Raw genomic sequence first — 23615 nt, 5'->3', positions numbered from 1 at the left:
GTGACCTCCGGAAGGTCTGCTCCGTCGTGCGGTTCTTCTTCGGATGCGGGTGATCAGGCGGTGCAGCCCGCTGGGGCGGGCCGGGACGCGTCGCGGATGAGGGCCTCGTGGGCCGCCTTCACCCGCGCGACGTCCGGCTTGAGCACCTTGCGGTCGTAGGTCGTCAGGCCGTTCAGCTCGCCCTCGACGTCCGATATCTGGGTGTAGACGGCGCCGTTGCCGCCCCGGCAGACCAGGGCGCGCACCTCGTCGAGCTTGGTGAGGTAGTCGTCCGTGTACGTCTGCGGGTCGACGTCGACGTACGACTGCTGCACGGACCAGGCGTGACCGGGCACCGCGAGGCCGAGGCCGCCGTACTCGCCGGAGACCAGGGCCCGTTCGCCGTCCGGGGAGGGCGGCAGGGCGGGGCTCGGGTAGCCGTGCTCGTCCATGATGTCGCCGGCGCCGCCGTCGGCCCCGAGGTTCAGGCCCGACTGGTTGTTGACGAGCCGGGTCGGGTCCCAGGCCTTGGCCTGCTCGGCGACGCGGCCGATGTCGTACTGGCCCCAGCCCTCGTTGAAGGTGACCCACATGATGATCGACGGGTGGCTGACGTGTTCGTCGATCATCTCCTTCATCTCCCGCTCGTACTCGGCGCGGGCTGCGGTGGACGGGTTCTTCCCGGCGGTCATCGCGGGCATGTCCTGCCACACCATCAGGCCCAGCCGGTCGGCCCAGTAGAACCAGCGGTCGGGCTCGACCTTGATGTGCTTGCGCACCGAGTTGAAGCCGAGCTGCTTGTGCAGCCTGAGGTCGTACGCGAGGGCCTCGTCGGTCGGCGCCGTGTGCAGTCCGTCCGGCCAGAAGCCCTGGTCGAGGGTGGCCATCAGGAAGGTCGGCTTCCCGTTGAGCAGGGTGCGCGGGACGCCGTTCACCTTGTCGACGGAGATGGAGCGCATCCCGAAGTAGCTGTCGACCCGATCGTGTCCCACCGTGACCTTCAGGTCGTACAGGAACGGGTCGTCGGGCGACCACAGGCGCGGCTCGCGGATCCTGAGGATCAGCGGCTCACCGGTGCGGCCACTCACCGTGGCGACCTCGCGGTGCCCGGCGTACGCCGTGGCCTCGACGCGTACGCCGTCGCGCACGCCCTTCGGCTCGACGGTCAGGGTGCTCTCCGCGCCGTCGACGTGCGGGGTGAGCTTGAGGGAGTCCACGTGGTCCCGGGCGACCGGTTCCATCCAGACGGTCTGCCAGATGCCGGAGCTGGGCGTGTACCAGATGCCGCTCGGATCCAGGCGCTGCTTGCCGAGCGGCGGGTTCTCGCCGTTCGCCGCGTCCGTCGGGTCGTAGACGCCGACGATCAGCTCCTGGGTGCGGCCGGGCTTGAGGGCGTCGGTGACGTCCGCGCTGAACTTGTCGTAACCGCCCTTGTGGTCGGCGACCTTGGTGCCGTTGACGTACACCTCGGACTGCCAGTCGACGGCGCCGAAGTTCAGCCTCAGCCGCTGGGCGGAGCCGATGTGCCAGTCGCGGGGCACGGTGAAGGTGCGGCGGTACCACATGCGGTCCTCGTGCCGCTGGATGCCGGAGAGCTGGGACTCCACCGGGTACGGGACGAGGACGCGCTCCTTGAGGTTCTTGTCGACCGGCGGCTGCTCCCCCGCCTCGGCGGCGGCGAACTGCCAGCGGCCGTCGAGGTTCTGCCAGTCCTCGCGGGCGAGCTGCGGGCGCGGGTACTCCGGCAGGGCGTTGTCCGGCCCGACCTCGTCGGCCCAGTCGGTGCGCAGCTCGTAGGTGGACTTGTTGCCGCCGCTGCTCCAGAAGGCGTTGACAACGTTGCCTTCGGTATCGGTGAGGCCGCCTTCGCCGTCGTAGCGGACATCGGCGGTGCCGGGCGCGTCGCCGTTCTTGTTGCCGACGACGGGCTGGTCGAGGGCGACGAGCAGGGCGCTGGGGTCGGCGGGGTCCGGCTTCGTCTCGCCGAGCGGCCAGGTGGCGCCGCCGATCACCGCTTCGAGGTGGTCGGTGAGACCGGCCGGGGGCGCGGCGAGCGGGCTCGCGAAGTCGAGCTTGAGGGTGCGGCCGGTGGACTGGACGGTGGTCGCCGTGGCGCCGTTGTAGTCGAAGCCGTCGGGCAGGCGGAACGCCGACTGCGGGATCGCCTCCTTGCTGCCGCCGGGCTCGGTCCAGCGCAGGTGGAGGTTGGAGCCGCCGTAGTGCTCGAAGTACTCCAGCTTGACGTCGTAGGACTGACCGGCCGTCAGCTCGATCGGTTGGGCGGTCTGTTCGCGGTCCCAGTCGTCGACCCAGTGGTCGATGGCGAGCTGTCCGCCGATCCAGAGGCGGAAGCCGTTGTCGCCGATGATCGAGAAGGTGTGGGCGCCGGTCTTCTCCGGGACGAGCTTGCCGGTCCAGCGGACACTCACGTCGTCCGCCTGCCCGGTGGCGAAGGCGAGTCGCGGCTCCAGGGTGTCGAAGTCGACCTGCGGGTCGAAGCCGGTGGCCTTGAGCTCGTGGAAGTCGAAGGCGCCGGGGGCGGACTGGGTGTAGTACTCGCCCTTCAGGCCGTGGACCTCCGCGGCGGAGTCGTCGGCCGCGTTGGCGGCCGGGACGGCGGCGAGTCCCGCCACGCCGAGCGCGGCGGCCAGCAACAGGGCGAGTCTGTCTCTGAGTCGTTTGGTGCGCACTGACCCTCTCCTCGAGAACGGGTGGTGGCTGATGGCTCAGGACATCGATGTCATACATCGATGTAACAGCAGCGGTGCAGAGGCATGACAACACGGATTGCGTCTGGCGTCCAGGGACATGACAACGGCCCCGGGCTCAACGCGCGTATCACGCGTGCCCGGAGCCGACGTCCCTGCGACGACCGTCCGATCGCCCTTCCGACCACCCTTCCGATCGTCCGTCCGATCGCCCGTTCGATCACCCGTCCGTCACGGCACCCGCTGCCCCTTGCCCAGCGCGATCACACCGCCCTTGGAGACGGTGTACAACTCGCCGTCCCGCTGCGGGTTGACGCCGATCGTCGCACCCGGCGGCACCTGGACGTTCTTGTCCAGCACCGCCCCGCGCACCACCGCTCCCCGGCCGATGTGCACGTTGTCGTGCAGCACCGAGCCCTGCACGACCGCACCCGGGTCGACCACCACGCCCGGGGAGAGCACGGACCGGGTGACCTGGCCCCGGATCAGGCACCCCGCGCTGATGATCGACTCGCCGGCGATGCCGCCGGCGTTGAAACGGGCGGGCGAGAGCTGGGTCGAGTGGGTGTACACCGGCCAGTCCCGGTTGTAGAGGTTGAAGGCGGGCCGCTCGGCGATCAGGTCCATGTGGGCGTCGTAGTAGGCGTCCAGCGTGCCCACGTCCCGCCAGTAGCCCTGGTCCCGGGAGGTCTCCCCGGGGACGTGGTTGGCGCTGAAGTCGTACAGCGCGGCCTCGCCCCGGTCGGTGAGCTGGGGCAGTATCGAACCGCCCATGTCGTGCACGGAGTTCTCGTCCTCGGCGTCCCGATGCAGGGCCTCGACGAGGGCCTTGGTGGTGAAGACGTAGTTGCCCATCGAGGCGAAGACGCACCCCGGGTCGTCGGCGAGCCCGGGCGGGTCGGCCGGCTTCTCCAGGAAGCCGGTGACGGTCTGCCCGTCCGAGCCCGGGGTGATCACGCCGAAGGACGGCGACTCGGCGCGCGGGACCCGTATCCCGGCCACGGTGACACCCGCGCCGGACTCGATGTGCTGGGCGAGAATCTGGCGCGGGTCCATCCGGTACACGTGGTCGGCGCCGAACACCGCGACGTACTCGGGCTGTTCGTCGTGCACCAGGTTCAGGGACTGCAGGATCGCGTCGGCGCTGCCGAGGAACCAGCGCGGGCCGAGGCGCTGCTGGGCGGGGACCGGTGTGACGTAGTTGCCGAGCAGGCTGGACATCCGCCAGGTGGTGGTGATGTGCCGGTCCAGGGAGTGCGACTTGTACTGCGTGAGGACGCAGATCCGCAGGATGTCCCCGTTGACCAGGTTGGACAGGACGAAGTCGACCAGCCGGTAGGTGCCGCCGAAGGTGACCGCGGGTTTGGCGCGGTCCGCGGTCAGGGGCATCAGGCGTTTGCCCTCTCCGCCCGCCAGTACGATGCCGAGCACCGAAGGACCTCCACGACGCATGGCCGCTCCCCTCACCCTCGTCCTCGGCCGCCCCGGGGCGGGGCGGCTCAAGCCTGCTTGAGGATCTCCTCGTACAGCCGGACCGTGCGGCGCGCGACGGCGTCCCAGCCGAACTCCTCCACCGCGCGCGCCCGGCCCGCCTCGCCCATCCGGCGGGCGCCCGCCGGATCACCGAGGACGGCGTCCAGCGCCCGCGCGAGACCCCTCTCGAAGTCGTCGTCCGCCTCCGCGTCCCCGTCGCTTCCCTTGGTGACGAGTACCCCCGTTTCGCCGTCGGCCACGACCTCGGGGATCCCGCCCACCCGGGAGGCCACCACGGGGGTGGCACAGGCCATCGCCTCCAGGTTGACGATGCCGAGGGGCTCGTAGACGGAAGGGCAGACGAAGACGGCGGCGTGGGTCAGGAGCTGGATGACCTCCGGGCGCGGCAGCATGCGCGGGATCCAGTGCACGCCCTCGCGGGCGCGGCTCAGTTCGGCGAAGAGGGAGCGGAACTCCTGGTCGATCCCGGGGGTGTCCGGGGCGCCCGCGCACAGCACGACCTGCGCGGCCGGGTCGATGTCCCGTACCGCGCGCAACAGGTGGGGCACGCCCTTCTGGCGGGTGATGCGGCCGACGAACAGGACGTAGGGGCGGGAGCGGTCCAGGCCGATCCGGTCCAGCGCGTCGGTGCCGTGGTCGGGCCGGTAGAGCCTGGTGTCGATGCCGTTGTGCACGACGTGGACCGCGGCGGGGTCGAGGGCCGGGTAGCAGCCGAGGATGTCCTCGCGCATCGCGCCGGAGACGGCGATCACCGCGTCGGCCGCCTCGATCGCGGTGCGCTCGGCCCAGCCGGACAGGGTGTAACCGCCGCCGAGCTGCTCGGCCTTCCAGGGGCGCAGGGGCTCCAGGGAATGGGCGGTCATCACGTGCGGGACGCCGTACAGGAGCTTGGCCAGGTGGCCGCCGAGGTTGGCGTACCATGTGTGGGAGTGCACCAGTTCGCGCCCTTCGAGGGCGGCGGTCATGGCGAGGTCCACCGAGAAGGTGCGCAACGCGTCGTTGGCACCGTCGAGCGCGGACCACGGGCGGTGGCGCAGTACGCCGTCGCTGCGGCCCTCCCCCCAGCTGTGCACGTCCAGGTCGACGAGGCGGGCGAGCTCCCGGGCGAGGAACTCGACGTGGACTCCGGCGCCGCCGTACACGTCCGGCGGGAACTCACGGCTCAGCAGTCCCACGCGCACCCGGAACCTCCTGTCTCGGCGGCTGGTTCCCTCATGGTCACCCAGAGCGGGCGCCTGGGGAAGAGCGCGGGGGGCGGGTGCTTTCCGGCGGACGCGGAGGGAAGGCGCTTTGGTACGGACGCGGAGGCGGGCGCATTCCTACCGAAGCGGGGAACGGGTGCTTTCCGGCCGACGCGGGGAACGGCCGGGACCCGGCGGAGACGGGAAGCAGCAGTCGCCGCAGACGCCTCCCGCCGGCACCCGGTAGTACAGGCAGCAGCTGCGGCGCCGGAAGGAGGTGCCGGTGAGCGTCCCGGTGCCGGCGAGCAGGGGGTGGGCCAGCAGGTCGGCGGTGAGCGACCGGGCGTGGGCGGCGGTGTCCGTACGGCCGTGGCGGCGGGCCCAGCGGTCCAGTTCGCGTCCGGCGCCGGCCAGGGCGGAGGCCGCGTTGCCCCGCAGCAGTCCCCTCGCGACGCCGTAGCGGGCGTGCACGGCCTCGGTGAGGGGCGCGAGGTGGGTGGTGAGGACGACCTCCGCGACGGTGGCGGCGTCCCCGGCCAGGGCGTGCACCTCGGTGAGCCACAGGTCGTCGGGGGCGGTGGCCCCGGGGTCCCAGTGCAGCAGGCGCGGATCGAGGTCCGGGACGTGGCCGTACAGGACGGCGCAGGCCAGGGTCACCGACCACAGGCGGGCGGCGAGCCCCTGCTGGGCCACGGAGGCGGCGACCCGGGTCTCGGCGGCGCCGAGCGCGACGGCGACCCTGCGGACACGGTGGCCCAGCGGATCGGCACCCGGACCGGGAACCTGAACGTCCGCCGCGGTGCTCGCGTATCCGGGTACGTAGCCGTGCGCGAGGGGCGCGACGGTGGCGGCCCGCCGTGACGGCACCGGACGCGAGGCGTGCAGGACGGAGAAGCCGCCGAGGGGGCGGAGGGCGCGGAGGGCGGGGTCGAGGTCCACGGAGAGCAGTAGTATCAGGGCCCTTGAGGGGCCGGACCAGGGGTCGGAGCCGGAAGTCACCCACCCTGGGGAGGACGGCGGCGCCGTCGTACTCCATCGGTAGTAGGACCCAAAGAATGCTCAGGGACGACGACGGGAAGACCCTGGGACGGCATCGTGTTGTTCATGGATGACGACCGATCGCCGCGGCGGGCCCAGCGCCCCCGCCTTACGCAGAGGAGCAGCCGATGAGCGCCCTCGCGTTGTCCGTGCTGCTGTCGCTCGTCTCCGCCGTGGCGTACGCGGGCGGAGCGATCGTGCAGGAGCGGGTCGCGGCGTCGTCCCCTGATGCCCAGTACGCCCCCTTGCGCCGGCCCGCCTGGTGGGCGGCGGTATCGCTCAACGGCCTCGGCGCTCTGCTGCACGTCGTCGCCCTCGCCCTCGGTCCGCTGAGCCTGGTGCAGCCGCTGGGAGCGCTCACCATCGTGTTCGCGCTGCCCATGGCGGCGCTCTTCGTGGGCCGCAGGGCCGGTGCGACCGCCTGGCGGGGCGCCCTGATGGCCACCGTCGGGCTCGCCGGTCTGCTGTCCCTGGTCGGCGCCTCCGACGCGCAGTCGCTGGACACGACGCAGCGGGTCGGGGCGACCGTGGTCACCGGTGGCGCGGTGGTGGCGCTGATGATCGCGGGCCGGGCCGCGCACCGGCACCCGGCGGTCCGCAGCATCCTGCTGGCGACCGCGTCCGGCATAGCCTTCGGGATGTCCTCGGTCTTCACCAAGACGGTCGCGGTCGACTGGACCGGCGGAGTGTCCGTCGGTGACCTGCCGTCGCTGGCCGTGATCGGCGTGCTCGCCACGGCCGGCATGGTGCTCTCCCAGGCTTCCTACCGGGGCGCCGGTCTCGCGGCCCCGCTGGCCACGCTGACGGTCGTGAACCCGGTGGTGGCCGCCGTCGTCGGCATCACGATGTTCGGCGAGACGTTCCGGTACGGCACGACCGGCACCGTGCTGGCCCTGAGCTGCGGCGTGGTGGCCGCCGGCGGGCTGATCATGCTGACGACGGAGCGGATCGCGCGGGAGGGCGCCGAGACCGGCACCGAGACCGGGACCGGCACCGGCACCGGCACCGGCACCGGCACCGGTGACAGTTTGGCGTCGGCCGAGGAGACCGTGGTGGTCCCGGAGACCGAGGCGGCTGCCCTCGGAACCACGGCGCCTGGGTCCACAGCCCGTGGGACCACGGCGCTCGGGCCGCAGCCGGTGGGCGTGCCGGCCGAGGAGGTCCCGGTCCGGGAGCCCGTGGGCGCGGCGGTCCCGGTGGCACGGCTCTCCGAGAAGGTCGTCGTGCCGTCCCCGGCGGCGCCGCGGGTCCCGGACGCCGCCCTCACGGACGAGGCGTACGAAACCCGGGCGCCGGTGGAGAGCGACGACGCCACGCTCTCCTACGGACCCTTCTACGGCGGTCCCTTCGTCCCGCCGCCGATGCTCGGCCGCCGACGGGTCCGGATCAGATCCTGACGCCGCCGGCCCGCAGGTAGGCCAGCGGGTCGACGTCCGAACCGAAGCCGGGCCCCGTCCGCACCTCGAAGTGCAGATGCGGGCCCGTGACGTTGCCCGTGGAGCCGGAACGCCCCAGGCGCCGGCCCACGCCCACCGACTGGCCGTTCTTCACGGAGATCGCCGAGAGGTGGGCGTACTGGGAGTAGCGGCCGTCGGCGTGCCGGACGACCACCTGGTAGCCGTAGGAACCGCCCCACCCCGCGCTGACCACCCGGCCCGCCGCGACCGACTTGACGGAGGTGCCGGTGGGGACGGGGAAGTCGACGCCGGTGTGGTAGCCCTTGGACCAGGAGGAGCCCGCCTGGTGGTAGGGCGTGCCGGTGGCGGCGTCGACGGGTGCCACGACGGCGTGGTGGGTGGAGGCCTTCCCCGCCTTGGCCTTGCCGCTGTCGGAGGAGGACTTCTGCGGCGTCTTCCGCTGCTCGTGCCGCTGCTCCTGCCGCTGCTCGTGCCGCTGCTGTTCCTTCGGCTCGGACTTCGGCTCCCGCTTCTGTTCCTTCTTCGGCTGCGCCTTCGCCTTCTGCCGCGTCCGCTGTTCCTGCGGTGTCCGCTGCTTGGCCTGCTGCCGGCTCGTCTCGGCGCCGGGTGCCGCGGCGGCTCCCCCGCCGCGCAGTGACAGGCGCTGGCCGGGCAGGATCAGGTCGGGGTCGGAGCCGATGGCGCCCCGGTTGGCCTCGTACAGGCGCTGCCAGCCGCCCCGGACCTCGTGGGTGTCGGCGATGCCGGAGAGGGTGTCGCCGGTGACCACCGTGTACATCCGTGCCTTGCCCGCCCGGGACTGCGGGGTGGTCTGCGGCTGGACGTCCTTCACCGAACCCGACTGCTGCGCGGGCGCCGCTCCCCCGGCCGGCCGGATGTCGGGCGTGTCGCCGCCGCGGGCCAGCCCGGCCCGCTGTGAGCACACCGGCCAGGCGCCGGGGCCCTGCACGTCCAGCAGCTTCTCGGCGACGGCGATCTGCTGTTCCTTGGTGGCCAGGTCGGCGCGCGGGGCGTACCGCGTGCCGCCGAAGGCCTCCCAGGTGGTCTGGGTGAACTGCAGCCCGCCGTAGTAGCCGTTGCCGGTGTTGATGTCCCAGTCGTCGGTGGACTCGCAGGTGGCCACCTTGTCCCAGGTCTCCACGTCGGCCGCCTGTGCCGTGCCGGTACCGACGAGGGGGAGGGCCAGTCCCGCGCCCCCGGCGGTGACGGTCAGTGAGGCGCGGTTGATCCTGTTCGGCTGATACCGGCGGTGCCGGCCGCGTACGGCCATGGAGGTCCCCCTCGACATTGCGTCAGGAGGGGCAAAAGTAAGCGCCGCGAACAGGCCATGACAAGACGGCAACCGGCCGGTTGGTGACCCCCGGTGGCCGGGAACGCGCGGCCGTCGTTCGGGCAGGACGCCGATCCGCTGAGGCACCCGGCCCCTCCCGTCCGTACGGGAATCCCGGAGGCGGAACGGGCAGCGGAAGGTGCGGCCGGTGACCCGGCACGTCAGCATGGTCGAGCGACGAAACCGGCGATACTGGCGAGCACCAACACCACGTACCCAGGACATTACGCACACAGGCACCCACGGACACACGCACCAAGCACAGGCACCACGGACACAGGCACCACGGACACCAAGGTCACTAGGAGCCAACCCAATGAGCACTACCGCGCAGATCGGCGTCACGGGGCTCGCGGTCATGGGCCGCAACCTCGCCCGCAACTTCGCCCGCAACGGCTACACGGTCGCGGTGCACAACCGGACCGCGTCGCGCACGCACGCGCTGGTGGAGGAGTTCGGGAGCGAGGGCGACTTCGTCGCGACCGAGACCGCCAAGGAGTTCGTGGCGGCTCTGGAACGCCCGCGCCGCCTGGTGGTCATGGTGAAGGCCGGTGACCCGACCGACGCGGTGATCAGGGAGTTCGCCCCGCTCCTGGAGCCCGGGGACATGATCATCGACGGGGGCAACGCACACTTCGCGGACACCCGGCGCCGGGAGCGCGAACTGCGCGAGCAGGGCATCCACTTCGTGGGTACCGGCATCTCCGGCGGCGAGGAGGGCGCGCTGCACGGGCCGAGCATCATGCCGGGCGGCTCGAAGGAGTCGTACGCATCGCTGGGCCCGATGCTGGAGAAGATCTCGGCGAAGGCCGCGGACGAGGCGCCCTGTGTGACGCACGTCGGTCCGGACGGCGCCGGGCACTTCGTCAAGATGGTGCACAACGGCATCGAGTACGCCGACATGCAGCTGATCGGAGAGGCGTACCAGTTGCTGCGCGACGTGGCCGGGTACTCCCCCGCGCAGATCGCGGAGATCTTCCGCACCTGGAACACCGGCCGACTGGACTCGTACCTGATCGAGATCACGGCGGAGGTGCTGTCGCACGAGGACGCGGCGACGGGCAAGCCGTTCGTGGACGTGGTGGTCGACCAGGCGGAGCAGAAGGGCACCGGCCGCTGGACCGTGCAGATCGCGCTGGACCTCGGCGTGCCGGTGTCCGGCATCGCGGAGGCGGTCTTCGCCCGTTCCCTGTCCGGTCACGCGGCGCTGCGCGAGGCCTCACGCGGCCTGGCGGGCCCGAAGGCGTCACCGCTCGGCGAGTCGGAGGCGGCCGCCTTCGCCGACCGCGTCGAGCAGGCGCTGTACGCGTCGAAGATCGTGTCGTACACGCAGGGCTTCCACGAGATCGCGGCGGGCAGCGAGGAGTACGGCTGGGACATCGACCTGGGCGCGGTCTCCGCGATCTGGCGCGGCGGCTGCATCATCCGGGCGGCCTTCCTGGACCGCATTCGTGCGGCGTACGACGCCCGGCCCGACCTGCCGAGCCTGCTGTCGGACGAGACCTTCGCCCAGGAGATCGCCGCGGCGCAGGACGACTGGCGCGAGGTCCTGGTCGCGGCGACCCGGCAGGGCGTACCGACACCGGGCTTCGCCGCCGCCCTCGCCTACTACGACGCTCTGCGCGCCGAGCGGCTGCCCGCGGCACTGACCCAGGGGCAGCGGGACTTCTTCGGGGCGCACACGTACCGCAGGACGGACCGGGACGGTGCCTTCCACACGCTGTGGGGCGGGGACCGGTCGGAGGTCACCGCGTAGTCCCCGGCCCCCAGGTCGGCCTTCCCCTCGCTCAGGTGAGTGGCGGCCCCGGCTCGGGGTTGGGCACGGGCTCGGGTCCCGGCGGGATCGGCGACGGCGAGGGCCCGGGCGGAGCCGGGGGCTCCGGGGGCTGGGGCGTCGGCTGCGGGCCGGGGCCCGGCGGCTGGGGCGTGGGTTCCGGACCGGGCCCCGGGGGCGGTGGCGGTGGGGTCGGCTGCGGTCCCGGGCCCGGGGTCGGTGGTGAGACCGGGTCGGGGTGCGGATGTGGGGGTTCCGGGTCCGGGCCGGGAGTGGGACCCGGGGTGGGCCCGGGTGGGACGGGATCCGGATACGGGTTCGTCATGGCGCTGTCCTCCGGCCAGTCGGTCGACGTCGGCTCTGGACTTGTCCCCCGCCTACCCGACGGCCGCCTCCCCACTCACTCAGCCGTACGAACCGCCCGGCCCGAGTGGCCCAGCCGACCCGGGGAAACGGCCACCGCTCAGGCCGCCACCGCCCCGGCGGCCGCCGCCCCGGCCGCCAGTCCCGCTGCGGGGCTGGCCAGCACGGGGACCCGGGCCTTCGTCGACTCCCTGGCCGGGGCCATGGACGCCTGGGCCAGGACGATCACGTCGGCGCCGGTCACGGAGTCGGCCGCCTCGGTCACCCGCCGCAGGTAGCCCTCGACGTCACCGGCCTCGAACCGCCGCCAGGCGCCGTCCACCAGCCGGGTCCGCACCTCCACGGGGCGGTCCGCGCGCCGTGCCTCCTCCTCGATCAGTGCCACCGTCGGCGCGAGCGTGCTCTCCAGGGCGGCGAGAACGAGGACCCGCGGACCGACGGCCACCGCGGCGGCGGCCATGGGCCGGTCCACGCGCAGCACCGGCACGCCGGCCACGGCGGCTGCCGCCTCGGCGACACCACCGATGGTCGAGCACGTGCACAGCACGGCGCGCGCCCCCTCCGCCACCGCCCGCGTCAGCACGGCCGCGACGGACGCGGCCACCGTCTCGGGCCCGTCCCGCCGGGCACGCTCCAGCAGCCCGGCGTCGACGTGATGCCGCAGTTCCAGCTCCGGATGCGCCGCGTCACGCAGCGCGTCGAAGACCGGCACGTGGACGGGCGAGGTGTGCAGGAGTGCCAGCACGCTCAGAACAGCTCGGGATGCGCCACGAGCCACTCCTTGGCGGCACGCAGCAGCTCCGGGTCGGCGGCGGGTGCCTCGTCCGGGTGGCGCTCGGCCCACTTCACGACGTAGGGGCACAGCGGGGCGACCGTGATGCCCTCCCGGCGCGCGCTCCCGTACAGCTCACGCGCCAGGGAACCGGCGATGCCCTTGCCCTCATGGGCCGGTTCGACGATCGTGTGGACCGGGACGAGCGCCCGCTCGGGAGCGTCGAGGACGAAGTACTCGATGTGCCCGACCACCTCTCCGGCGGCGACCGCCTCCAGCCGTCCGGCCGCCCAGTCGTCACGGATCTCGATGTCAGTCACGGCCACGCTCCTCGTCCCCGCGGGATCAACGGGTCAGTACGGTCAGGCCGACACGGCCTGAGGACTGCGTTCCTGGTCCGAGCCCGGTACCGGCTCGGACGCGTCGGCGCCCAGGGCGACGATACGGTTGTCACCGTCCACGTGCACGACCCGGGGCCGCAACGACCGCGCCTCGGCGTCCGTGACCTGGGCATAGCTGATGAGGATCACCAGGTCACCCGGGTGCACGAGGTGCGCCGCGGCCCCGTTGATCCCGATCACCCCGGACCCCCGCTCGCCCTCGATCACGTAGGTCTCCAGCCGGGCCCCGTTGGTGATGTCCACGATGTGCACGAGCTCACCGGGCAGCAGATCGGCGGCGTCCAGCAGATCGGCGTCGATGGTCACCGAACCGACGTAGTGCAGGTCGGCCTGGGTGACGGTGGCGCGGTGGATCTTGGACTTGAACATGGTGCGCAGCATGTCGGACTCCTGGAAGACGGCTCCCTGCCTGCTTTGTGCAGGTCAAGGGCGGTCTTCACTTTACACCGGCACGCTTGGCACCCGAAGGCCTCGGACACAAGCGGCGCTGGTGGCCGTCCGAGTGATCGTCGTGCGGCTGGCCCCGGACGGCGGTGGGAGTGGGGCGGCGGGTGGCCACCCTGACAATTCACAGGTGCCGCCGGCTCCCCCTTCTCCTTAAAGTCCGAGGCGCCCTGCACGGGGTTCGTTCCACAGACAGGAGGAGACGGCTCTCATGCGCCTGCTACGTTCCACCCTCGCCGCAGTCGCGGCACTGTGTACGGTCGCCACCGGTGTCGTCCTCGCCCAGCCCTCGCAGCCCGCGGCCGCCGCGGCCTCCGACTGCGTGGGTGGCAGGCGCGGCTTCCGCGACCACCCGGACAACGCCTCGGGCGATTCCGTGAAACCGCGGGAGTTCTGGGTCGGCAACGTCCACTTCACGCTCGAGAAGGGCGTCTACGGCAGTACGCAGATCGGCTTCGGCAAGATCAGCGGTCAGACCCGGCCCGGCGACAAGGTCTGGATGGACTGGCGGGCGAACGGCTGGGACAACGCCGACTCCGTGTCCCCCTGGCTCCAGTGCGGTCCCTTCACGGTCCAGTCCGCGGGACAGAGCCTGACGACGCCCTTCCGGCGGACCAGTTCCGACCCCGCGTACCAGTTCCGGGTCTGCGGCTCGCTGGTCACGGCGCCCCGGGCCAAGTGCTCCGTCTGGTGGTAGACCACGCCGGTGTACTGCCACGGACCGGTCCCCGACGCAACGGGCGTGGTCAGGTGCCGTCGTGGCGCCAGACCATGCTTCGTCCGGCCTCCGCCGGGGTCTGCGGCTCGTCCGGTTCGATGCGGAGCAACCGGTATCCGAGGCGGGGCGGGATGCCGGCGCTTCGGGCATTGGCCTGGTCGCAGTGGATCTCCATGGCCTTGATGCCGGGGAGCCCGAGGCCCTCCTCGGTGAGCGCCGCCGCAGCCCGGGTGGCGAGGCCCCGGCCGGTGGCGGGTGAGCAGATCCAGTAGCCGATCTCCAGGACGCCCTCCTCGCCGTTCGGGAACATCGCACCCCCGCCGAGCACCTGGTCGAGGCGGTCCGGCGGGGTCAGTACGTAGACGAACGACCGGCCCGCGTCCCAGTCCGCGTCCTGTTCGGCGCGGAAGCCGGCGGTCTCCTCCCGGGTGGGCGGATGCCGGGCCCAGCGAAGCCACTCGCCCAGGTGCTCGACGTCGGCGGCGACCGCGTCGACGAACGCGTCGTCGGAGACCAGCGAGCGCCGTCGCAGTACGCAACCGCCCGGCAAGTGGATGTTCTCGCGGGGAAGCCCCGAAGGAGACCGCTCAGTCATCCCTGCATCCTGGCCCACTCGACCGGCCACTTGAAGGGGTCGACGGCCCGAGGGTGCCGTTGGTGCGAGAGTTGCGCGACCGCGCGGACGGCCCTCGGTCACTTCCCCGATTCTGTGCGGCCTCTGGCGTTCACGACGCTCTTGTACTCCCCTGATGAAACAGCGAAGCAGTATGTGTTTCATCGTATCAACCCGGCATCACCCCCCGTGGAGCACTGGAGAACGCCGATGAGGAGTACGCGACGATGGACGATCTGAGCAGGCGAAGGATGCTGATCACAGGAGGGGCGCTCGGGGCCCTGGGGGCACTGGGCGCCGCCTCGCCGGCCCGGGCGAAGTCCCTGTGGACCTGGGCGCCGAGCGGCTCGGTGGCCGGCAAGGGGGCGGGGGTCGACCCAGACTGGGTCTGGGACGAGGAGGCCGACCCCGTGCTCGCCGCCGTGATCGAACGCGGCGAGGTGGCGAAGGTCAACGCCGCGCTGCGCACGTGGACGCGCAACGACCAGCCCTTGCTGGACGGCCTCCCCGCGGATCTGCGCGACTTCATGGAGCGGGCCCGCCAACTGCCGCCCTGGACGGACCGGGCCAAGCTCGCGGACGCGGCCAGGTTCACCACGAAGAAGGGCATCTACACCGGCGCGCTGTACGGCCTGGGCAGCGGGCTCATGAGCACCGCCATCCCGCGCGAGGCACGCGCCGTCTACTACTCGAAGGGCGGCGCGGACATGAAGGACCGCATCGCCAAGACCGCGCAACTCGGGTACGACGTCGGCGACCTGGACGCCTACCAGCCCTCCGGCGGGATGGTCGTGACCGCCGTCAAGACCCGGCTGGTGCACGCGGCCGTCCGCCATCTGCTGCCCCAGTCGCCGGGCTGGTCCCGCACCAGTGGCGGGCAGACGATCCCCATCAGCCAGGCCGACATCATGGTGACCTGGCACAGCCTGGCCACATTTGTCATGAGCAAGCTAATCGACTGGGGGTCCGGACATCCCTCGCCGAGTCGGCCGGCTACCTGCACGTGTGGCAGGTCACCGCCCACCTGCTCGGTGTCCTGGACGAGTACATCCCCGCCTCCTGGGACGAGGCCAACGCCCAGTCCCGGCAGGTCCTCGACCCCATCCTGGCCTCGACACCCGAGGGCGTCGAACTCACCGACGTGCTCCTCGACATCGTCGCGGAGCTGGACGCCGGGCTCACCCGGCCCCTGATCAACGGCTTCACCCGGTACACGCTGGGCAACCGGACCGGCGACCTGATCGGGCTGGACAAGGAGCCGTTCTGGCAGCCGCTGATCAGCGCCGCGTGGCCCCTGCTGGTGGCCTTCCGCGAAGGGCTCATTCCACTGCCCCTGATCCCGCAGGCGGCCTGGACGGTGGAGGAGGCCCTGCGGAAGTTCGTGCTGTTCTACCTGTCCGAGGGGCGAGGCCCCAGCATCGAGATCCCGGACGCCAACCGGCCGTCCTGAGCCACCCGCCGCACCGACGCACCGACGAAGCGCCGGAGCGCGGGACCCCGCCGTCACCACCGGGGTTCCGCGCCACCGCCCGCGTCCGGCCCCTGCGTTCCGCGCCTCCGCGGCCGCGGAGAACAGCACGTGCAGCCGCCCACCGGAAGCCGAGACGGGACGATGACGAGACCGCGCGACGAGGAAACGACCCAGCCGCCTTCGCCTGGCTCCGGCCCGCCCCCGTGGGGAAGACGCCGGTTCCTCGGATACGTACTGGCCGCACCGACGTTGATGACGGCGGCCCAACTGGTCCCCGCCTCCCCGGCGCGGGCGGGCCTGCCCTCGCCGGAGATCACGGAGCTGGTGGACCTCAACGACGTGATGACGGCGGCGGCCCTGCCGACCTCCGGTCTGATCACCGTCGAGGTGAATCCGGACGGCACCGTGTCCTTCGCGTTGCCGCGGACCGAGGTGGGGCAGGGCATCACCACGTCGACGGCCATGCTGATCGCCGAGGAACTCGGCATCCCGCTCCCGCGGGTGCACATCACTCTGGCCGACGCACGGCCGGAGCTGCTCTTCAACCAGCTCACCGGAGGTTCGAACACGACCTTCTCGACCTACACCCCGATCCGCACCGCCGCCGCCGTCGCCCGCCACCGGCTGCTCGGGGCAGCGGCGGCCGAGTGGGGACTCGCCGTCCCCGAGCTGGACTGGAGCGCGGGCCTCGTCACGGGTCCGGGTGGCCGGAGCGCGGGAATCGGGGAGCTGTCGGCGAAGGCGGCGGCCACCCGGACCGAGCAGGTGTCCGTCGCCCTCAAGCCACGGGAGAGGTTCACCGTCGTCGGTGCCCCGCACGGCCGGGTCGACGCGCACGCGGCCGTCACCGGTCGCAAGAGGTTCATACCGGCACCACGCCCACCGTCTTCCCCGTCAACCACGGCGCCCTCTCCTTCTCGCCCAAGCCCACCGTCCCGCCCGTCCCCGCCTCGCCCACCGACGGCCTGGACCACGTCCGCTGAACCACCCCGACAGCACTGGGAGTTCCCGTGCCCGAGCACACCTTCCGCCTCAACGGCGAGCAGGTCATCGTCGACGTCGCGGACGACGAGCGGCTGCTGTGGGTCCTGCGCGACGTCCTCGGCGTCACCGGGCCGAAGTACGGCTGCGGCATCAACGTCTGCAAGGCCTGTACGAGTCACCTCAACGGCAGGGCGGCCAACCCCTGCTCCCTCCCCGTGAAGGATCTGCGGCCCTCCGACGAGGTCACCACCATCGAGGGGCTCCCGGCCACCGTGAGCGCCGAACTGCACCCGATGCAGCAGGCCTGGATCGACCTGGACGTGGCCCAGTGCGGCTACTGCCAGCCCGGCCAGATCATGACCGCCGTGGCCCTGGTCCGACGCGTCCAGGAGGAGGGCCGCGCGATCACCGATGCCGACCTGGACGGCATCCGCAACATCTGCCGGTGCGGCACCTATCCCCGCATCCGCGAGGCGATCAGGGCCGGCGCCGAGACCATGCGTCCGCACCACTGAGAGGGAGGGCCCCATGGCCGCTCGTCGTTCGACCGTCCTGCTCGTCACCCTGGCCGCGGTGCTGGTCGCCGCCGCGGCGGTCCTGCGCTTCGTCGTCGCCCCGAACGCGACGAAGCTGGCCGCCGACGCCGACCAGACCGTGCACTACTCCGGCCGGGCCACCGTGCTCGACAGCGAGGCCCTGCGCAACGGGGACACGGCACACGCGCTGGTGTCCGACGTCCCCGTCACCGCCGACCGGCGGGTGAGGGTGGTGTCCGCCCACGGCGGCACGGCCGTGCTCGAGGACACGACGACCGTCCGGGTGGGCGGGCAGACGCTGCCCAGTGCGAAGACGTACGCCGTCGACCGGGAGAGCAGACGGGGCACGTCACCACCGGCCGGGACGACCGTCGAGCCCTCGCGGGGCGCGCTGAGTTCCGCCTTCCCGCCCGATGCGGCGCGGGACGACTCGTACACGTACTACGACGCGACGACGCGTTCGATCGTGCCGGTCCGCTTCACCGGGACCGCCGAGCGCGAGGACCGTGCCGTGAACGTGTACGAGATCGAGGTCTCGGCCCCGGTCAAGGACCCCGAGGTGCTGAAGCCCCTCCCGGCCGCCCTGCCGAAGCGGCTGCTGGCGGCCCTGGTGCCGAGCCTCGGCTCCGACGCCCGGGCCCGTCTCACCCCCGGCGCGATCGCCGCCCTGCCGGATCCGGTGCCCCTCGCCTACACGGGCCGCTCCACCCTCGTCGCGCAGATCGACCGGCAGACCGGCATCGCCGTCGACCAGAAGGTGGACCGGGAGATCGTGGCGACCACGACCGTCGCCGGTGAGCCGACCGCCCTGCTGCCGGTGTCGGCGCTCTCCTTCGCGGTCACCCCGAAGAGCGTGCGCGACCTCGGTGACACGGCGGCCTCGGCCGGCCTGCTGCTGACCCTGCTCACCGACGGGGCCCCGCTCGTCCTGGCCGTCGTCGCGCTCGTCCTGCTCCTGCTCCCGTTCAGGCCCCGGCGGCGCCGGAGCCCGGACGCCCCGGCTCTCAGGACGACTGCTCCGGAGTCCGGCCGGCCCGTCGGGTGAAGCGCCGCAGACCGCGCCGGGTGGGCTTGAGGGGTTTGTCCTCGGGGGCGACGGGCGTGGGGGCCGGGCCGGGGCCCGCGGTCAGGGCCGGCGCCGCGGGCTCGGCTCGCGGGGGTACGGAACGGCCGCCCTGGGCGAGCCGGCTCCGCACGGCCTGGGCCATGGCGTGGTGGGACGGTTCCTGGAGCAGGCCCGCCTCGGACAGCCGCTCCCACATGTGCAGCAGTTCCTGCCCGCGGGTGGCCACCTGGCCCTCGTCCCACAACCGCTGCCATGCGGCGGTGGCGCGGGCCACGTCGGGGGCGGCCCGGTTCAGGTCGGTGCGGCAGCGGATCCGGGCGACGGTCAGCGCGAGGACGGTGGAGAGCATGTGGTCGCCGCGCAGATAGGCGAGGTACGCCTCGATCGCCCTGGCCTCCAGGGACAGTTCGTCCTCGGCGCCCCGGCGCAGCGTGAGGTGTTCGCGCAGCGCGCTGGCGAGGACGAACGCGGCGTGCAGTTCCTCGCGCTGCGCGTGCTGGATGATCCGCTCGACGCGGGCGAGCGGCGGGAACGCCTCCTCCTCGGCGGCGGTGCGCTCGCGTCCGGGCGGCAGGTCCTCCTCCTCGCCGATGGTGCGGCTGGAGCCGTCGGGATGCACCCGCAGCCGCGCGACCTGCTGCGCGGTGCGGTCGATGACGGTGGCCGCGACCGGTGCCCCGAGGGTGCGGGCGAACATGGCGACGGCGTCGAGGATGGTCTCGTTGGGCGGCCGTGTGCCGCCCATGTCCAGCAGGTGGCCGTTGACCACCGTCGACCCGTCCTCGGCCACGTAGGCGTCGAGGCGGATCAGCGGCGGGGCGCCGAGGGCGGGCAGGTTCCCCTTCTCACGGGGGGTCAGCGAGTGGTTCATCCGCTCAGGCTCCGGGGCGTACGACGCCGAGGACGGGCATGGAGGCGGCCGGCGCGGTCGTGACGTTGCGGCCGGGCCGCGGTGCGTGGACCATCTGCCCGCCTCCGATGTACATGCCCACGTGGGTGGCGTCGTTGTAGTAGATGATCAGGTCTCCGGGGCGGGCCGAGGACAGGCTGACGCGGGTCAGGCCGCCCCACTGCGCCTGCGAGGTGCGGGGAATGGGGTGTCCGGCCGCCGCCCAGGCCGCGGAGGTAAGTCCGGAGCAGTCGTACGACGACGGGCCCACGGCGCCCCACACGTACGGTTTGCCGATCTGCGCCATCGCGAAGCCGACGGCCTTCGCGGCCGCTCCGCTCGCCTGCGTCCCGCCGCCCGGCGCCGACCCCTTGCCCTTGCCCTTCCCCTTGCCCGAGCCCGCGGGGGAGCCGCCGGGGCCGGTCCAGCGGGCCTCGGCCTGCCGGGCCCGCTCCCGTTCCAGCTCGGCCAGCCTGCGGGTCTGCTCCTCCTCCAGGCCCACCTCGATCCGCTCGGCCGTGGCGATCTTCTTCTCGATCTTCTGTTTCGCCGCGGCCTTGTCCGCCCGGCTGCTCTTCAGGTCCCGCAGTTCCTTGGTGGCGGCCTCGGTCTGCTCGCTCAGTGCCTCGCGGGCGCTCTTCTGGGTCTCGGAGACGTTGACCAGGCCGCGCATGGCCTGGCGGGCCTGGGAGGCCTCGTCGAGGGCGTGCTCCGGGTGGTCGCCGAGCAGCAACTGGATACCGGTGGCGGCGAGGTCGCCCCCGCGGTACTGGGTGCGGGCGGCCGCGCCGGCCAGTTCGCGCAGGTTCTTCACCCGCTTCTCGGCGCGGGTCAGGTCCTTGCGGAGGCTCGTCAGCCGCTTCTCCTGCTTGGTCGCCTTCTCGTTCGCGGCGTTGTACGCCTCCGTGGCCACTTCCGCCTCGCGGTAGAGGCCGTCCAGTTCGGCGCGGATGTCCTCGATCGACTCGCCGCCCCGGGGGTCGGGTTCGCCCGGCGCCGCGTAACCGGGGCCGGGCGACAGGAGGATGGCGCAGACGAGGACCGTTGTGGCGCCCCGGCCCAGCATCCGCCTGCCGCCGGTCGACACGTTCATGAGCTCCACTCTCAGAGGTCGCGTGCGGGCGGCTCAGACGGACGGCTGCCGCCGTGGTCACACCGCGGGTCCCGCGGTGGGCCGTTCGAGCCTTGAACACACTACCTTCCCCCGAACGGCCGACCTCGGACTCCCCGGGCGTGTCAGCTTGCTCACACGCAACCGTTCGTCGGGCGGTGCTCAGTTGCGCCAGGTGTCGTCGAGGCTGACTTTCGCGGTGTTCACCGTCGCGGTGCGGTTGGTGCCGCTCTCCCAGGTGACGTTGCGCGCCGCGTCCTTGCGCAGGTACTTGTACGCGAAGGCCGTGCCCGGGGGGAGTTCGACGTCGCGCTTCCACACCGGGTAGGCGGCCGGGTCGAGCGCGAGGGCGCCTGCCGGGTTCCAGTTGCCGAGCTCGGGCCGGTTGCCGGTCACGTAGATGTTCTGGCCCCAACTGGTGGTGGCGTCGACCGCGAAGGAGACGCCGGAGGTGACCGGGTCGGGGTCACCGGGTCCGCCCGCGCCGCCGCAGGTGCGGGCGCCCACGTGCAGGGCCACCGCCGTGTGGGCGGCCAGGGTGGCGGTGAACCGGCCCGCCCCGTCGATCGTGACGCCGTTGCCCGACTGGACGTCGCAGTAGTCACCCGCGGGCAGCGACGTCTGGAACGTGCGGGTCAGCGCGGAGCCCTCGTGGTTGATGGCGACGTACGCCTTGGAGCCGCGGCCGAAGGCGATCCGGTCGCCGCCGTTGTCCCACCAGTCGGTCACGGCCTGTCCGCGGGCGGCGTTGCGGAAGCCGACCATGGAGGAGATCTCGCGCCAGGCGTGCTGGCACTTCCAGCCGTCGCTGTAGCAGGCGTTCACCTGCCCGCCGTTCGGCGGCCCGGCGTCGTGGTCGGTGAACTCGTATCCCGAGTGGACGTCGGGACTGCCGTACGGCCAGGCCAGCATGAACACGTGCGCCAGCGTGTAGGCGGCGCCGTCCTTGTAGGTGAGCGTGTCGCCGCCCCGTTCGGTGTCGTGGTTGGCGACGAAGACCGCGGACTTGTCCGAGGGCATGTAGCCCCAGGACTCGCCGAAGTTCTTGAGGTACGCGAGGTTCTCGCCGTTGAAGACCCGCTTGAGGTCGCGGGCGTAGCGGAACTCCTGTACGTCGCCGCTGCCGAGGTACTCGGCCGGGGAGACCGCCTCGCCGGCGCCGTGGATGGCCTCGTGCTTCCAGTACACGTCGGGATTGCTCAGCCGGGACTTGATGTCGGCGAGGTCACCGGCGGCCATGTGCTTGGCCGCGTCGATGCGGAAGCCGTCGACGCCGAGGGACAGCAGGTCGTTGAGGTAACCGGCGATCCTGCCCCGTACGTGGTCCTCGCCGGTGTCCAGGTCCGCGAGGCCGACCAGTTCGCATTCCTGGACGTTGAAGCGGTCGCCGTAGTCGCTGATCTGCGAGGTGCAGTTGTCGAGGTCGTTCCTCGCATAGATGCCGGGATAGTCGTACTTGGTGTACGAGGAGCCGCCGGTGCCCGTGCCGTCGCCGGCCGCCATGTGGTTGACCACCGAGTCGGCGACGACCTTCACGCCGGCCGCGTGGCAGGTGTCGACCATGCTCTTGAACTGGGCGCGGTCACCGAGCCGGCCCGCGATCCGGTAGCTCACCGGCTGGTAGGAGGTCCACCACTGTCCGCCCTGGATGTGCTCCTGGGGCGGCGAGACCTGGACGAAGCCGTAGCCGGCCGGTCCGAGGGTGTCGGTGCACGCCCGGGCGACGGAGGTGAACTTCCACTCGAACATCACCGCGGTGACGTCCTTGTCCCCGGGCGGGGCCGCCTGGGCCGGTGCCGCGGCGGCGAGGAGGCTGCCGGCCACACCGGCGGTGAGGGCGAGCGCCGTGGCGGTGACTGTCCGCGCTGTGCTGGTGTTCTGGTGCATGGAGCCTCCCGTGTGAGGATGCGGGTGTCCCGTGGTGCGGTGCCGGGGGTGGTCCGGGGAGTCGGCACACGCTTGCAACGCGTTGCAGCAAGAAGACTGCAAGAGGTTGCGGTCGTGACCGTAAGGGCGGGGTTCAACTGCGGTCAACCCTCTGGACACGTCCCTTCGAACCCCTTCACGACACCGTCGCCCACGGGCAACTTCGGGGCACTGCAAGGGATTTCTGCAATTTTCCACCCAGGGCGAGGAGACGAGGCGCGATGACCGACTGGACCGCCTGGACGCGAGGGCGGGGTGGGGCACTTGCCGGGGCGGCGGTGGTGACCGCGCTCCTGCTGTCGTTCCACGGGTCCGTGCCCAACGGGGTCGGCGGGCTGGGGAGCCTGCTGGAGTCCGTCCTGCCGTGGCTCGGCGCGGTCGTCGTGGTGCTGCTCGTCCTGGCGCTGGTGCGCCGCTCGGCGCTCGCGCTGGGCGCCCTGCTCCTGCCGGCGGCCGCCTGGACGTACCTGTTCGGCGGGCTGCTCCTGCCCGCGCCGGAGCCCGGCTCCGAGGACCTGGTCGTGGTGCAGCACAACGTCGGCGACGAGAACACCGATCCCGCGGGCACGGCGCGCGCCCTGGCCCGCGCCGAGCCCGACCTCGTCGCGTTGGAGGAGCTGGTGCCGCCGGCGCTGGAGGTCTACGCGCGGACCCTGGGCCCGGACTATCCGTACCGGGCGGTCCGGGGCACCGTCGGGCTCTGGTCGAAGTATCCGCTCAGCGGCTCCCGCGCCCTCGACATCAAGCCCCGGGGGATCGAGGAGGCGTGGGAGCGGGGGCTGCGGACCGTGGCGCACACGCCGCGCGGTGACGTCGCCGTCTACGTCGCCCACCTGCCGTCGGTCCGGGTGGGCACGAGCGGCCTCGCGTCGTCCCGGCGCGACGAGAGCGCCTCCCTGCTGGGCGACGCCCTCGCCGCGGAGGAGCTGCACAGGGTGGTCCTGCTCGGCGACCTCAACGGCACGGTCGACGACCGGGCGCTGCGTCCCCTGACCGACGCGCTGAACGTGGCCGAGCGGGGGCTCGCCCTCAGCTTCCCGGCCCGGTTCCCGCTGGCCCGGATCGACCAGGTGATGGCCCGCGCCGGAACCGTCAGCGCCATCCGGGCCCTGCCCGCCACCGACAGCGACCACCTTCCGGTCGCCGCCCGGATCCGGTGGCACTGAAGCAAACCGCTTGCGGTGTTTGCGTTAGCCTTTCGGGCGTGACGCGACGACTTGCTCAGGTGGCGAAGAAGGTCGGGGTCAGCGAGGCCACGGTCAGCCGGGTGCTCAACGGCAAGCCGGGGGTCTCGGAGGCGACCCGGCAGTCCGTGCTGAGCGCCCTGGACGTCCTCGGCTACGAGCGGCCCACCCAGCTGCGGGGCGAGCGCGCGCGCCTGGTCGGCCTGGTCCTGCCC

Annotated in this window: 20 protein-coding genes and 1 pseudogene; 9 read left to right on the top strand and 12 right to left on the bottom strand. The window is 72.3% G+C overall.

Annotation, left to right across the window (positions count from 1 at the left end):
- Positions 1-53 precede the first annotated feature (53 nt).
- From IE94_RS0122080 to IE94_RS0122065, 4 genes are all read right to left on the bottom strand, one after another.
- Entirely contained in the window at positions 54-2669 is a 2616-nt protein-coding gene (locus tag IE94_RS0122080; protein ID WP_030186966.1) for a glycoside hydrolase family 2, read from the bottom strand.
- 249 nt (positions 2670-2918) lie between these two features.
- Positions 2919-4139, bottom strand: a complete 1221-nt coding sequence (gene glgC / locus IE94_RS0122075) for a glucose-1-phosphate adenylyltransferase (protein WP_030186965.1) — start codon at positions 4137-4139, stop codon at positions 2919-2921.
- A gap of 47 nt (positions 4140-4186) precedes the next feature.
- Complete coding sequence (gene glgA, locus IE94_RS0122070) at positions 4187-5362, bottom strand: glycogen synthase (RefSeq protein ID WP_030186963.1); 1176 nt, start codon at positions 5360-5362, stop codon at positions 4187-4189.
- Positions 5363-5500: 138 nt separating this feature from the next.
- Positions 5501-6301, bottom strand: a complete 801-nt coding sequence (locus IE94_RS0122065; RefSeq protein ID WP_037923246.1) for a (2Fe-2S)-binding protein — start codon at positions 6299-6301, stop codon at positions 5501-5503.
- 227 nt (positions 6302-6528) lie between these two features.
- On the opposite strand from IE94_RS0122065, the gene IE94_RS0122060 reads away from it, so the two are divergent.
- Entirely contained in the window at positions 6529-7797 is a 1269-nt protein-coding gene (locus IE94_RS0122060) for a DMT family transporter (protein WP_030186960.1), read from the top strand.
- On the opposite strand, the gene IE94_RS0122055 is transcribed toward IE94_RS0122060, so the two are convergent.
- Positions 7787-9088: a transglycosylase family protein gene (locus IE94_RS0122055; protein WP_030186955.1), complete on the bottom strand. Its 1302-nt coding sequence runs from the start codon at positions 9086-9088 to the stop codon at positions 7787-7789. The genes IE94_RS0122060 and IE94_RS0122055 overlap by 11 nt on opposite strands.
- A 376-nt stretch (positions 9089-9464) precedes the next feature.
- On the opposite strand from IE94_RS0122055, the gene gndA reads away from it, so the two are divergent.
- Positions 9465-10904 (top strand): NADP-dependent phosphogluconate dehydrogenase, encoded by a 1440-nt coding sequence (gene gndA, locus IE94_RS0122050; RefSeq protein WP_030186954.1) that lies wholly within the window; start codon positions 9465-9467, stop codon positions 10902-10904.
- Between the two features lie 481 nt (positions 10905-11385).
- Here gndA and IE94_RS0122045 read toward each other — a convergent pair whose 3' ends face one another.
- From IE94_RS0122045 to panD, 3 genes are read right to left on the bottom strand one after another with little or no spacing between them, the layout of a single operon-like run.
- On the bottom strand, positions 11386-12030 hold the full coding sequence (locus IE94_RS0122045) for an aspartate/glutamate racemase family protein (protein ID WP_030186952.1): 645 nt from the start codon (positions 12028-12030) through the stop codon (positions 11386-11388).
- 2 nt (positions 12031-12032) lie between these two features.
- Positions 12033-12377 carry a GNAT family N-acetyltransferase gene (locus IE94_RS0122040; protein ID WP_030186951.1) on the bottom strand — a complete coding sequence of 115 codons (345 nt, stop codon included), beginning with the start codon at positions 12375-12377 and terminating at the stop codon, positions 12033-12035.
- A 42-nt stretch (positions 12378-12419) separates the two neighbouring features.
- Positions 12420-12839 carry an aspartate 1-decarboxylase gene (gene panD / locus IE94_RS0122035; protein ID WP_030186950.1) on the bottom strand — a complete coding sequence of 140 codons (420 nt, stop codon included), beginning with the start codon at positions 12837-12839 and terminating at the stop codon, positions 12420-12422.
- Between the two features lie 274 nt (positions 12840-13113).
- On the opposite strand from panD, the gene IE94_RS0122030 reads away from it, so the two are divergent.
- Positions 13114-13599: a hypothetical protein gene (locus IE94_RS0122030; protein WP_030186949.1), complete on the top strand. Its 486-nt coding sequence runs from the start codon at positions 13114-13116 to the stop codon at positions 13597-13599.
- 49 nt (positions 13600-13648) lie between these two features.
- Here IE94_RS0122030 and IE94_RS0122025 read toward each other — a convergent pair whose 3' ends face one another.
- A complete protein-coding gene (locus tag IE94_RS0122025) occupies positions 13649-14215 on the bottom strand; it encodes a GNAT family N-acetyltransferase (RefSeq protein ID WP_030186944.1) in 567 nt (188 codons plus the stop codon).
- Between the two features lie 343 nt (positions 14216-14558).
- On the opposite strand from IE94_RS0122025, the gene IE94_RS35905 reads away from it, so the two are divergent.
- The 4 genes and pseudogenes from IE94_RS35905 to IE94_RS0122000 all read left to right on the top strand — a co-directional run bounded on the left by IE94_RS35905 (position 14559) and on the right by IE94_RS0122000 (position 18269).
- Complete coding sequence (locus tag IE94_RS35905; RefSeq protein WP_342450764.1) at positions 14559-15683, top strand: oxygenase MpaB family protein; 1125 nt, start codon at positions 14559-14561, stop codon at positions 15681-15683.
- Between the two features lie 162 nt (positions 15684-15845).
- Positions 15846-16586 (top strand): annotated as a pseudogene (locus IE94_RS38260) (molybdopterin cofactor-binding domain-containing protein); the annotation flags it as partial.
- A gap of 128 nt (positions 16587-16714) precedes the next feature.
- Complete coding sequence (locus tag IE94_RS0122005) at positions 16715-17203, top strand: (2Fe-2S)-binding protein (RefSeq protein ID WP_030186940.1); 489 nt, start codon at positions 16715-16717, stop codon at positions 17201-17203.
- Positions 17204-17216: 13 nt separating this feature from the next.
- Positions 17217-18269 (top strand): porin PorA family protein, encoded by a 1053-nt coding sequence (locus IE94_RS0122000; protein ID WP_030186939.1) that lies wholly within the window; start codon positions 17217-17219, stop codon positions 18267-18269.
- Here IE94_RS0122000 and IE94_RS0121995 read toward each other — a convergent pair.
- The 3 genes from IE94_RS0121995 to IE94_RS0121985 all read right to left on the bottom strand — a co-directional run bounded on the left by IE94_RS0121995 (position 18229) and on the right by IE94_RS0121985 (position 22177).
- Positions 18229-19161 (bottom strand): hypothetical protein, encoded by a 933-nt coding sequence (locus tag IE94_RS0121995; RefSeq protein WP_030186938.1) that lies wholly within the window; start codon positions 19159-19161, stop codon positions 18229-18231. The genes IE94_RS0122000 and IE94_RS0121995 overlap by 41 nt on opposite strands.
- A 4-nt stretch (positions 19162-19165) precedes the next feature.
- Positions 19166-20272: a C40 family peptidase gene (locus IE94_RS39385; protein WP_030186936.1), complete on the bottom strand. Its 1107-nt coding sequence runs from the start codon at positions 20270-20272 to the stop codon at positions 19166-19168.
- Positions 20273-20452: 180 nt separating this feature from the next.
- A complete protein-coding gene (locus tag IE94_RS0121985) occupies positions 20453-22177 on the bottom strand; it encodes a carbohydrate-binding module family 20 domain-containing protein (protein WP_030186931.1) in 1725 nt (574 codons plus the stop codon).
- Positions 22178-22437: 260 nt separating this feature from the next.
- Here IE94_RS0121985 and IE94_RS0121980 point away from each other — a divergent pair, with 260 nt between their 5' ends.
- Both IE94_RS0121980 and IE94_RS0121975 read left to right on the top strand, forming a co-directional pair.
- Positions 22438-23382, top strand: coding sequence for an endonuclease/exonuclease/phosphatase family protein (locus IE94_RS0121980; RefSeq protein ID WP_051777598.1), 945 nt, complete (start codon positions 22438-22440; stop codon positions 23380-23382).
- Positions 23383-23420: 38 nt separating this feature from the next.
- On the top strand, positions 23421-23615 hold a 195-nt coding region (locus IE94_RS0121975), incomplete at its 3' end, for a LacI family DNA-binding transcriptional regulator (protein WP_143657506.1).

This window comes from Streptomyces violaceorubidus (assembly GCF_000717995.1).
Lineage (GTDB): Bacteria > Actinomycetota > Actinomycetes > Streptomycetales > Streptomycetaceae > Streptomyces > Streptomyces violaceorubidus.
Note: the sequence above shows the minus strand (reverse complement) of the source record. Positions and strands in the feature narration are given on the sequence as shown.